At 36.1% G+C, this 13,448-nt stretch carries 5 protein-coding genes and 2 pseudogenes; 2 read left to right on the top strand and 5 right to left on the bottom strand.

Annotation, left to right across the window (positions count from 1 at the left end):
• Together AFK68_RS30140 and AFK68_RS30145 are read right to left on the bottom strand one after the other, a co-directional pair.
• A partial coding sequence (locus AFK68_RS30140) for a hybrid sensor histidine kinase/response regulator (protein ID WP_143438439.1) occupies window positions 1-1,289 on the bottom strand: 1,289 nt, incomplete at its 3' end.
• Between the two features lie 4 nt (window positions 1,290-1,293).
• Window positions 1,294-3,804, bottom strand: a 2,511-nt coding sequence (locus AFK68_RS30145) for a hybrid sensor histidine kinase/response regulator (RefSeq protein WP_210407695.1), incomplete at its 5' end; no start/stop codon positions are given.
• Between the two features lie 840 nt (window positions 3,805-4,644).
• Here AFK68_RS30145 and metH point away from each other — a divergent pair.
• Window positions 4,645-7,003: methionine synthase (gene metH / locus AFK68_RS30155; RefSeq protein WP_143438441.1), on the top strand; the 2,359-nt coding region annotated here is incomplete at its 3' end.
• A 1-nt stretch (window position 7,004) separates the two neighbouring features.
• Window positions 7,005-8,364: pseudogene (locus AFK68_RS30160) on the top strand (vitamin B12 dependent-methionine synthase activation domain-containing protein); the annotation flags it as partial.
• Window positions 8,365-8,726: 362 nt separating this feature from the next.
• On the opposite strand, the pseudogene AFK68_RS30165 reads toward AFK68_RS30160, so the two are convergent.
• The 3 genes and pseudogenes from AFK68_RS30165 to AFK68_RS30175 all read right to left on the bottom strand — a co-directional run bounded on the left by AFK68_RS30165 (window position 8,727) and on the right by AFK68_RS30175 (window position 13,322).
• Window positions 8,727-9,410, bottom strand: a pseudogene (locus AFK68_RS30165) (RloB family protein).
• Window positions 9,403-10,698 (bottom strand): ATP/GTP-binding protein, encoded by a 1,296-nt coding sequence (locus AFK68_RS30170; protein ID WP_094677609.1) that lies wholly within the window; start codon window positions 10,696-10,698, stop codon window positions 9,403-9,405. Before AFK68_RS30170 ends, AFK68_RS30165 begins: the two are co-directional and overlap by 8 nt.
• A 347-nt stretch (window positions 10,699-11,045) precedes the next feature.
• Entirely contained in the window at window positions 11,046-13,322 is a 2,277-nt protein-coding gene (locus AFK68_RS30175) for a DUF4347 domain-containing protein (RefSeq protein ID WP_371357619.1), read from the bottom strand.
• Window positions 13,323-13,448: the final 126 nt, after the last annotated feature.

Raw genomic sequence — 13,448 nt, forward strand, 5'->3', positions numbered from 1 at the left:
AACTCTAAAATAAATTCTGAACCTTTACCTAAAGTTGACTCACACCAAATCTTACCACCATGATTTATTACCATAATTTTATAAGCAATAGATAATCCTAAACCTGTACCTTTACCGACAGCTTTAGTTGTGAAAAGCTTATCAAAAATTTTTGCCTTAACTTCTTCTGACATTCCCACACCGTTATCTTTAATTCTAATTATTAATCCTGTTTTTTCCTCATTTATTCCACTATAAATTATAATCTGAGGCTGGAATTTAAACATAGCACATCCTGTTTTTTTAACTAACTCATCTATAGCATCAATAGCATTAGAAATCAGATTCATAAATACCTGGGCTAATTGTCCGGGAAGACATTTAATCTCAGGCACATCTCCATATTTTTTTACTACTTCAATGGCTGAACGATAGCTGTTTGCTTTAAGACGATGATTCAGAATTAATAGTGTACTATCAATATCGTTATGAACGACAGAACTAACTTTTTGATCGTTATTTAATTCACTCCGAGAAAATGTGCGTAAAGATGTACTTAGAAATTTAATCCTTTCGGAACCTGCCTTCATTGAACTAATAAGATTCGGCAAATCTTGAATCAAAAAATCTAAATCAACATCTTCAGCATTTTCAATAATTTCTTCAGCAGGATTAGGATAATATTTTTGATAAAGAAATAGGGAATGGAGAATATCTCTAATATAGTTTTCTAGATGCTGAGAATTATTAGAAATTGCACCAATAGGATTATTTAATTCATGGGCTATTCCTGCCATTAATTCTCCCAGTGCTGACATTTTTTCTTTTTGAATCAGTTGTGCTTGAGATTCTTTTAACTCTTCTAAAGCTTGAGTAAGTTCATTAGTTTTTTTCGCTACTTCTTTTTCTAGATTCTTTCTTAACTGTTGTAAATTTATGTGAGTTTTTATTCTGGCAAGAACTTCAATTGCTTGAAATGGTTTAGTAATATAATCTACGGCTCCCAAACTAAAACCTTTAACTATACTTTCACTGTCTGAAAGAGCAGTCATAAAAATTATGGGAATATCTTTAGTTTCAGGATTTTCCTTTAACCTTTTACAAGTTTCAAACCCATCAATACCAGGCATTTGTATATCTAATAATATTAAATCTGGCAAGTCATAAGAAATTTGCTTGAGCCCTCGTTCGCCACTAATTGCTGTACTAACTTCATATCCTTCATCCGTTAAAGTTTGAACCATTAATTTCAGATTAGCTGGAGTATCATCTATCACTAAAATATATTCTGAATTGGATAAACTCGACATTAATTTACTCCTTTTTATCTAAAAAATCTATTATAAAATCTTCTATTTTATCAGCTTGAAAATCATCTGCCCACTGCAAAATTGGTTTAGTAAAAGGAATATATTTTGGTTCTAGTTGCTGAATTTTTTCGGCTGTTTCTGTCAATTTTTTCAGACTCCCCCTTCTTGCTAAGTCGAGTAAAATTTCTAACTCCTCCGGTGGCGGAAATACAATTTTAGAATTATCATTATCTGCATCTGAAACTGATGATTGGGAAATTATTTGCATATTTTCAAGATTTTCTGTTTGAAGATATTTCCATTCAATTTCTAAATGTTGTTCTATCATCTTAAACAATTGCTCTGCATTCACAGGTTTAGGTAGAAAATCATCTCCGCCAGCATCAAGACTGTATTGGCGATCTATATTCGATACAGAAGCTGAAGAGATAATCACCTTTAAATGCTTTAGTTCATCAGATTCGCGTAATTGTCTGACCATCTTAAAACCATCCATCAGTGGCATATATAAATCTGTAATAATTAAATCTGGCTGAAGTTTCCCTATTTTTGCTAATCCCTCAGCACCATTTTCTGCTTCCGCAGTAATAAAACCAATAGGTTGAAGCAAATTAATTAGTACGGAGCGATTTTCCCAGCGATCGTCAATAACCAGAATTGTTTTTTCTCCTCCTTCGTAACCAATAATTTTTTGTCCCTCTACATGAGAAACTGATTGTACCCAGTTACGACTCAGAGGAAATTTAACTGCAAAGGAAAATGTACTGCCAACATCCAACTGACTTTCTACTTTAATCTTTGAACCCATCAGTTTAACTATTTTACTACTAATAGCTAACCCTAATCCTGTTCCTTGAGATTGCTTAACTTGGTCTCCTACTTGTTCAAAGGGATTGAAGATATTATCAATCTTATTTTCTGGAATACCAACCCCCGTATCTTGAATTTGAAATTTAATTGTTGTAGATAGATGTGAGTCAGTAGTAGATATTGTCTGCTGGTTGCTATCAGATAATTTCGTACTGTGACTCGAATTATCCATATTCACTTGAAAAACAACTTTACCTGTATCTGTAAATTTGACTGCATTACCTAATAAATTAATTAAAACTTGGCGCAAGCGTTTTTCGTCTGCAATTATACCTTGGGGTAAATTGGGATCTGATTGATAAATTAACTGAATTCCTTTTTGATCTGCTTTGATCCGAATAATTTCTACAACTCCTTGCAAGAAAGAAGGAAAATGAAAATCGTATGGTTGCAGATCGAGTTTCCGAGCTTCAATTTTAGAGATATCCAGAATATCATTGATCAGAGTTAACAAGTGGTTACCACATTGATGAATAATTTCAATACCGCTACGTTCTTTTTCGCCCCAATAATGAGAACGATGCAGAATTTGAGTATAACCGAGAATGCCATTGAGAGGAGTGCGTAACTCATGACTCATATTAGCAAGGAACTCACTTTTCGCTTGGTTAGCAATTTCAGCAGCTTCTTTTGTCTTTTTGAGTTGCTTTTGCTCAAATGACTGTACCTTTAGCAAAACTATAATCATTGTCACAGTTAAACCGATGACTACCAATGCCATCAGATTTAATGCTCTTAGTTGCGATTCAATATTTGCTCTAGGAATGATTAACCCAAGAGACCAGTCTGCTTCTTTAATGGGGATATAGGCAATATAGAACTTTTGCCGATCTATTTCTACTAATTCCATTCCCCTTTCCTTGGCAACCATTTTTATGGCAATATTCTGCTGGTTAAGGTTTTCGGATGACAAAAAATTTGAAATTTGGTTTTTGGTATTGGTGCTGATATCTTGCTGAGGCGTAAATATTGTCTTTCCCTGAGAATTAAGAGCAAAAGCATAACTGTTAGGTCCATATTCCAAACCATTCACTACTTCTCTCATCCGGTCTACTGGAATAGCACCTGCCATAATTCCGATTGGATCTTTGATATTAGGAGAATCTGACCAAACAGGAGCAACAACAAAAACCATTAGGGTATTTAGGGTACGAGAATTGACCGGATCGGAAAGATTGACTTTTCCAGCTATTGCTAGTTTAATATGCTTGCGGTCTTTGATATTAGCTTTGGCTTTACCTACTTTACTGGTATAGTAGGAACCGTCAGGATTAATCATCGCAAAAAATAAAAAATCCTCAGATTCCAATTGTTTAGATTTTAAGAAAGGTTCAACTATTAACCAGTTCATAGTTCGGAAAGTTGGAGTATTAGCCGTAGTGCGTGTTTCAACTTTTCTACTAGCCAACCATTGATCGATTTCATCTACTCCTAATTGTACTTCTAACAAAGCATTTTCTTTCAAATTATCTAGAATCAAATTTCGCACAACTTTATAACTATAAAATGCAGAAACACTCACTAATAAAGTTGTACTACCGACCAATAAACGCAACATAAAGTTGCGACTTGATTTCTCATCTTTTAGGTTATTTTGCCACCAATTTTTTATCCTTTGCCAAATTTTAATTTGTGGTACTTGCTCNCTATAAAATGCAGAAACACTCACTAATAAAGTTGTACTACCGACCAATAAACGCAACATAAAGTTGCGACTTGATTTCTCATCTTTTAGGTTATTTTGCCACCAATTTTTTATCCTTTGCCAAATTTTAATTTGTGGTACTTGCTCAATTCTATTCATAGCTGTTTCATTCTTTTTTATTAAAACAAATTATTTCATCATTTTTTTTAAGTATTTCTTGCCAAGTAAAATCAGTATTTATGATGATTAATGATATTAAATTAGTGAGCGTTGTAGTGATATAACTTATAGCATAAACTTGTTAACTAGCTATTAGGTTTGAGCAGTCGGCTAACCTCTTGCATAGGAACTTCCTTAACAGCTTTTAGCAGCTCTGGGTTGAAATCCCCTTTCCATTCCGGAATGCTCCGCCAACGCGCACGTTTTGCTGACTGCTGATTGCTGACCGCTGACCGCTTTTTAATAAATTGATAATTGCTATAAGTGGATATATAAAATAAAAAACAAAACACATCAGAGAAGGAACGGCTAATTTGGGAATATGCAATAGACAATTATTACCGAAAAATAAAGGTTTAAAGCCTCTCCTTGAAAGGAGAAACAAGAAAAAATTTTCCTTTTATTCAATCCTCTTCCTTTTAGGGGGAGGTAATTATCAATTATCCATTATCAATTATCCATTATTGAACATAGGAAACCTGTTTCTTAGTTTTATATTTATCTATGCTGACTTACTTAACACCCCAAAATACATATTATCATAGACAAAATAAATTGCTTTCAAACTCTGAAAAGAGTAGTATAAATATTAACACCTAAAGAAAATATAAACACACAATGATGAACAGCTCATTTTTAAATCGTCTCCATAGTCCAGAACGACCAGTCATAGTCTTTGATGGGGCAATGGGTACTAACCTACAAGTCCAAGAATTAACGGCTGAAGATTTCGGCGGTGCAGAATATGAAGGTTGTAATGAATACTTGGTCCACACTAAACCAGAAGCAGTAGCCAAGGTCCACCGAGACTTCCTTGCAGCAGGTGCAGATGTGATAGAAACTGATACATTTGGTGGGACAAAAATTGTCTTAGCAGAATACGATTTATCAGACAAAGCTTATTATCTAAATAAAACAGCAGCCGAATTAGCAAAGTCTGTCACTGCTGAATTTTCTACCCCCGAAAAGCCTCGATTTGTTGCCGGGTCAATGGGGCCAGGAACTAAATTGCCTACCCTCGGACATATTGATTTTGACACCTTAAAAGATGGTTTTACGGAACAAGCAGAAGGTCTTTGGGATGGGGGAGTAGATTTATTTATTGTAGAAACTTGTCAGGATGTTTTGCAAATAAAAGCTGCTTTAAATGGCATAGAAGAAATATTTGCTAAAAAAGGTGAACGTCGCCCGATCATGGTGTCAGTAACTATGGAATCTTTTGGCACTATGTTAGTAGGTTCAGAAATTAATGCTGCTGTGGCAATTTTAGAGCCTTATTCTATTGATATTTTAGGATTAAATTGTGCTACAGGTCCTGATTTAATGAAGGAACATATTCGTTATTTGTCAGAAAATTCTCCTTTTGTTATTTCTTGCATTCCTAATGCTGGTTTGCCAGAAAATATCGGCGGACAAGCTCACTACAAATTAACTCCAATAGAGTTAAAAATGGCATTAATGCACTTCGTTGAAGACCTGGGAGTACAGGTTATCGGCGGTTGTTGCGGTACTCGTCCAGACCATATTAAAGCATTATCTGAAATTACTGAAACTCTCCAACCAAAAGAACGAGAATATAACTATATTCCATCAGCAGCTTCCATCTATTCTTCCGAAACTTACGAACAAGATAACTCATTCTTAATTGTTGGGGAAAGATTGAATGCTAGTGGTTCTAAAAAATGTCGAACTTTACTCAATAATGAAGACTGGGATGGCTTAGTTGCCTTAGCAAAATCTCAGGTAAAAGAAGGGGCACATATTCTTGATGTTAACGTTGATTATGTGGGGCGCGATGGGGTTAAAGATATGCACGAATTAGCATCTCGTTTAGTCACAAATGTTAATTTGCCTCTGATGTTAGACTCCACTGAATGGGAAAAAATGGAGGCTGGTTTAAAAGTTGCTGGCGGTAAATGTTTGCTCAATTCTACTAACTATGAAGATGGAGAACCTCGTTTTTTAAAAGTATTAGAATTGGCGAAAAAATATGGTGCTGGTGTGGTAGTTGGAACGATTGATGAAGATGGAATGGCTCGAACGGCGGATAAGAAATTTGAAATAGCAAAACGAGCTTATGATGCAGCAGTAGAATATGGGATTCCTGCCCGTGAATTGTTCTTTGATACTTTAGCTTTGCCAGTTTCTACAGGGATTGAAGAGGATAGGGAAAATGGAAAAGCCACAATTGAATCTATTAAAAGGATTCGGGAAGAGTTACCAGAATGTCATATAATGCTTGGGGTTTCTAATATTTCATTCGGTTTAAATCCCGCAGCAAGACAAGTGTTGAACTCGGTATTTTTGCATGAAGCAATGGCAGTAGGTTTGGATGGTTCTATTGTTAGTGCTAGTAAGATTTTACCCATGTCAAAAATTGAACCAGAACATCAAGAAGTTTGTCGGAAACTAATATATGACCAACGTGAATTTGATGGGGATATTTGTACTTACGATCCTCTGGCTGAGTTAACAACAATCTTCCAGGGTAAAACAACTAAAAAAGACCGTTCTGCTACACAAAATTTACCAATTGAAGAACGTTTAAAACAACATATTATTGATGGGGAACGTATCGGTTTAGAAGACGCTTTGGCAATAGCTTTAGAAAAATATCCGCCATTAGATGTTATCAACGTCTATTTATTAGATGGCATGAAAGTAGTGGGAGAATTATTCGGTTCCGGACAAATGCAATTACCATTTGTATTGCAGTCTGCTCAAACTATGAAAGCAGCAGTTGCTTATCTACAACCTTTCATGGAAGCAGATGAGGCTGGTGAGGATAATTCTAAGGGAGTTTTCCTCATTGCGACTGTGAAAGGAGACGTTCACGATATTGGTAAAAATCTCGTGGATATCATTCTTTCCAACAACGGTTATCGGGTAGTTAACTTAGGAATTAAACAACCAGTCGATAATATTATTGCTGCCTACCGAGAACATAATGCTGACTGTATCGCTATGAGTGGTTTATTGGNTCACGATATTGGTAAAAATCTCGTGGATATCATTCTTTCCAACAACGGTTATCGGGTAGTTAACTTAGGAATTAAACAACCAGTCGATAATATTATTGCTGCCTACCGAGAACATAATGCTGACTGTATCGCTATGAGTGGTTTATTGGTGAAGTCAACCGCATTTATGAAAGATAACTTGGAAACATTTAACGCAGAAGGTATTACAGTTCCCGTGATTTTAGGTGGTGCCGCTCTAACTCCGAAATTCGTCCATGGAGATTGCCAAAACACCTACAAAGGTAAAGTCGTTTATGGTAAAGATGCTTTTTCCGACTTGAATTTCATGGATAAGTTGATGCCAGCAAAATCAGAAAATCAGTGGGATGACATTAAAGGTTTCTTGGGTGAGTTTGCTGAAGAAAACGGTAACGGTAATGGCAATGGTAATGGTAAAGATCCTAGCGAAGTTAAGTCTGAAGAAAAAGAGGAAACTAAACCTGATGTTCCAGTGGTAGTAGATACTCGACGTTCCGATGATGTAGCAGTAGATATCCCTCGCCCGACTCCTCCATTCTGGGGAACCAAGTTATTACAACCAGAAGATATGCCATTTGAGGACTTATTCTGGTATTTAGATTTGCAAGCGTTGATGGCAGGGCAATGGCAATTCCGCAAACCCCAAGGACAACCACGGGAAGAGTATGATGCCTTTTTAGCAGAGAAAGTTTATCCGATTCTGGAAAATTGGAAATCACGGGTAATTAATGAGAAGTTGCTGTATCCCCAAGCAATCTATGGTTATTTCCCTTGTCAATCAGAAGGAAATACACTTTTCATTTACGACTCCGACGAAATGAATAAAACTGGTAAAGCAACAACAGTTGTCACCAGTTTTGAATTTCCACGGCAAAAGTCAGGACGACGGTTGTGTATTGCAGACTTCTTTGCTCCCAAGGATTCGGGAATTATTGATGTGTTCCCGATGCACGCTGTAACAGTAGGAGAAATAGCGACTGAGTTTGCTCAGAAGTTGTTTGCTGCTGATGAGTATACAGAGTATTTGTATTTCCACGGTATGGCGGTACAAACTGCGGAAGCAATGGCAGAATGGTTACACACTCGGATTCGTCGGGAGTTAGGTTTCGGTGCAGAGGATGCGGATAATATCAGGGATATTCTGAAACAGCGTTATCAAGGTTCCCGTTATAGTTTCGGTTATCCTGCTTGTCCGAATATGCAGGATCAGTATAAGCAGTTAGATTTGTTGGATGTGAAAAGGATTGATATGTATATGGATGAGAGCGAGCAGTTGTATCCTGAACAGTCTACGACGGCGATTATTACTTATCATCCTGTGGCGAAGTATTTTAGTGCTTAGATGTAGGTTGGGTTGAGAAACGAAACCCAACAATAGTAAGCTGTTTATCCCCCCTAACCCCAAAGAGGGGAATAAGAAAGGGGGAAAATCTCCGACTTATACAAAGAAACCCGGTTTCTTCAAGAAACCGGGTTTCTGTATNGAACAGTCTACGACGGCGATTATTACTTATCATCCTGTGGCGAAGTATTTTAGTGCTTAGATGTAGGTTGGGTTGAGAAACGAAACCCAACAATAGTAAGCTGTTTATCCCCCCTAACCCCAAAGAGGGGAATAAGAAAGGGGGAAAATCTCCGACTTATACAAAGAAACCCGGTTTCTTCAAGAAACCGGGTTTCTGTATTGTAGCGATCGCTCTACACCTATTTAACAAATTCATTAAGTTCTTTAACTAATAAATGTACCGTTGTGGAAGGATTATCATGAGTAGGATTAGGTGGATTATATTGTTCTAATAATCTCTCTGCATTCTTAATTGCTTGAGGTTGTCTATCAGCCAATATTTCGTACATTTCATCGCTATTTTTCTCATACTTTTTCTTCTTATTTTTAGTTAAATTCTTCATCTTTTCAGTTAAAGCATCTTTATATTCTGTGCGAGACATTGCAGTATCACGATAACCAAAATGTAACAAATACCAAATTTCAAAAGCTTCATTGGAATATGCGACTTTAATTTCCTTATTGTTACTATCTTTAGCATTCTTAGCATCTTCTATTGCTTGATTAAAATTTTATTTTGTCCATTCATCACGGTCAAATACACACCAAACATGGTCGTAATCACCTTCATTATCCCTAATTTCTATTGCTGTTTGTACAATTTGATAGGGGTCTTTGCCTAACCTTTCGATATTTATTACTTTTCCACCAGGTGGCCGGAAACTACGAAAATAATTAGGTTCTGTTTCTGTTCCCTCACAAACTATTAAGAAACGCTGTTTCATTTCTCGTGTTGCTACTTTTTCATTTCTTGATTGACTGTATTGACTTTTCCCATTCCTGGAATTTTGAGAATTTTTCTTAGATGCTTTTTTTCTAGCCATTTTTTTCAAATAATTCAGTTAAATCTCCAAGAAAAGGTATGGCTCCATATCTACCTTTAATATAATCACTTTCAAAACTTGCATCATTTCTAACTTTGTATTCAACTAAAGAATATAAATCAGTTGCCCCTTGCCGATTTTTTTCTGTAAACCATATTTGGTCTCGTCTGAAAATCTTATTACTAAGTAAGTTAGTATCGTGAGTTGTAAAAATTAGTTGAGCGTTTTCAGGATTCGTTTGATTAGAGTTAAATAGCTCGATAATTGCACGAGTAATTATGGGATGTAATCTAGCATCAAGTTCATCTATTATTAAAATATCTCCGTATCTTAAACTATCCAAAATTGGTACTGCAAAAGCAAATAACTTTTTAGTTCCCTCTGACTCATTTTCTTGAAAATCAAATACTACTTGAGATACCATTTCACCTTCATAGTCATACTTTTTATGAAGTGTTTTAATTTGAATTTGGTTAATTTGTACTCCTGCTTCGAGCATACGTTTTCTAAATTCCTCTGTAAAACCAGGCAATTCTTGTAATTCTTCTAGTAAAACATTTTTTGGAACAATTTTAATATTATCAATACCTAAATCCCATTTTCTAATTAATTGAATAATCTCATTTTCATATTCACTATCTTGGAGATACTCAACTGTGACTTGTTGATAAAAATCGCTATGTAGTCCTGAAATTATATTCAAATCCATAAACCACCGGAAAATATTTGTAGAAATTTTGCCGTTAAATTGAGCATTTACAGAAAGAAAAAGTGCATTGTTTCTCGTTTTATCACTGATTAATTCTCCTTCTTTAAAAACCTTAGTCATTTTAATACCATTTTCATCCCGTTCAAATAGCTTACTTTCCCTCACTTTTGGCACATAAAATAACCATTCAGAAACAACTTTTTTTTCATCTACTTCAAAACCATATCTATATAATTTTTCTTCTAAAATAAAGACTATTTCAAAAAAAGAAGGTTCTCTTTCTGTTTCCGTACTTAACTTAAATTCTTCCACATTAATCGCATCCCCTAGCTGAGTTTCTTTTGATGAATTAAGCACAAACCAACGCATAAAATTCATTGCTTGAATCAAATTACTTTTACCACTAGCATTGGCACCATAAACAGCAACACTTTTGAGCAAACTTAACTCTTCATCAACATCAAAAACATTATTTTCATCAACACTTTTATTCTTGGCAATAACGTTTGTCGCCACCATACTCAAAGTTACAGTTTCTTTAAAAGATAAATAGTTACCAACACTGAATTCAATCAGCATAAACTTTTCAATAATAGCTAAACTGGTATATCTGTGATTTTTTCACAAATTTACCATGATTTTACTCCTAAATAGCAAGTTTAACAAATTTTCTATAAGTAGGGGATTTTACAGCCATTTTCACATTGATGACCTCACCTCACAACCAAAAACCAGTAGAGACGTTCCATGGAAAGTCCCTACTATGGTCTACCAAAATCAAAAGCACTGTAATATTATTTGAATCAGGACTTACGCAAAGCATCTATAAATTCCGTTTTTTGTAGGGGTAATTTCCTCCGGAATGCTGCGAAACATAATTGCCCCTACAGGTAGCGTCTGTCTGTAAGTCCTGTTAATTTGAGATTTTATCCTCTCAGGAAGAAATCACCCTCACTAATAGATGCAATATTACTCAGATTAGCAAATTCACCACCACTGCCAAATTCGACTTCTGTACCATTAGCATTGTAGAATAATCTGCCATTGTTGCTGTTGTAAACAATAACTGCTGGAGAGATTTCTGCATCAGCATCACTGGTAACTATGGCAAATTCAACATCTACACTAAAACCTGTTCCTGATTCACTGGTAATCGCTGTAAATGTACTTTTGTCCAGCAGAATTATATCTTGTCCTGGCACAAAGTCGGTAATTGTATCTACTCCCACATCTTCAGGAGTAAATTCTTGATTGGTATTGAAAATAAAACGGTCAATACTTGCTCCTCCAATCAGGGTGTCGTTACCTCTACCACCGTTGAAGCGATCGCGACCTTGACCACCAAGGAGAGAGTCGTCACCATTACCACCAAAGAGGCGATCGTTACCAATACGACCTTGGAGGGTATCGTTTCCTTCTTTTCCATACAGGAAGTCGCTACCTCGACTACCAATAATTTGGTCATCACCACCACGACCATTTATAGTGTCATTACCTGCAAAACCTACAATAGTGTCATTACCACCCGATCCATTAAGGAGTTCACTTTCAGTAGTACCATTAATTTGTGAAGTTTGTACTTCCACTGCACCAATATCAACTGCCCTACCTACAAATCTTAGGTCGCCTCGTTGTTCTGTATCAAAGTTGTTAGGGTTACTACCTGCATCAATGGCGAGACTATTGGGGAGAGGTAAATGAGTGAAAGTAGGGCCACCATTATCAGCTAGGTCTCCAAGTAGAGGATCGGTAACATCTATTTGGTTGTTGTCATCATCGAAGACATCAGTAGCGTTACCTGTGCCAATCAAATTATTGCCACCACTCTCAAAGAAATTGTTATCACTGTCTACCGAGTCAACATCAGTATTGACATTACCCGATACGATACTAGACGTAATAGTAGTAGAGGCATTAAAATTGTAGGAATTACCATTATTATTAATAATTGTAGATGCTTTGTGAAGAATGCCACTTCCTTGACTTGAAGCAGCTTCATTACGAGTAATGGTACTATTGCTAATGGTTGCCGTACCTAGGTTGTAAACACCACCACCGCTATTTGCTGAGTTGCCACTAATAGTGCTGTTGTTAATATTAGCATTACTGTAAAAATTGTTTAAGATACCACCACCGCTAGTTGCAGAATTTCCGCTAATAGTGCTGTTGTTAATATTAGCATTACTGTAGGAGTTGAACACCCCACCACCGCTAGTTGCAGAATTACCACTAATAGTGCTATTGCTAATACTTGCTGTGCTAAGGTAGTTGTCAATACCACCACCGCTAGTTGCAGAATTACCGCTAATGTTGCTGTTGCTAATACTGATATTACCATAGAAGCTTGAGATACCACCACCATTAGTTGCAGAATTACCACTAATAGTGCTATTGCTAATACTTGCTGTACCGGATATATTGACGATACCTCCACCATCAGAATTTGTTTGATTGCCACTAATAATACTATTGCTGATACTAAGTGTACCTTCGTTGCAGATACCACCACCAGGAGCATTGATAACCCCACCTGTAATTTGTAGATTTTCTAAGTTTAGGGAACCCCCCAGAACATGAAACACCCGGTCATTAATTCCTGTTTCTCCTCCAGCATCAATAACAGCTTTTTCCTCTCCCTCAGAAATAATCGTTATTTCTCCACCACCAGCAACAATATCTAAATCTCCGGTGGCAGCAACATTTTCGTCACTTCCTGCAATAGTCAAATCATAAGTTGCTCCTGCTGTGAGTTGAATAGTATCATCTTCCGGGGTACTGTTAGCTTGAATTATCGCTTCCCGCAGAGAAGTTACACCATCACTATCATCTACTACATCATTAGTTGTATCCACTACAATATTTGCCAACATCCCTGCATAACTTGCCCTAACTCCTGGTGTCAATGCTAACGCTGACTTAATTTGACCGAATATTACTTCTAAATTCCAGTTACCACCTCTGTTAACATTTCCAGTCAGTGTTTCCGAGGCAGCAATATTAGCTCCTGTTAGTTGATGCAGTTGTCGGACAAATTCTCTACCTTCTTTACCACTTGCTACCTGACAACCATAAATTAATATTTCTCCCTTAGCAGATAAATATTTACCCCACTTTTGAATATTCTCAGCATATAGATGAATATTGTCATTTTTCAGGATACTATTTCCCAAATACAAAGTACCTTTTGCACCATGAGAAATAATAGAGTTGTTGGGAAATAACTTAGATTACAAAAAAAATAAAATGAAAACAGATATATTTAGTTAGTGATTTTATTATTTATGCTGCCATCAAGTATAAGTTCCATAATCCAGTTGCTGTTAACATTA

The sequence above is a fragment of the Hydrocoleum sp. CS-953 genome, from assembly GCF_002260545.1.
Lineage (GTDB): Bacteria > Cyanobacteriota > Cyanobacteriia > Cyanobacteriales > Microcoleaceae > Trichodesmium.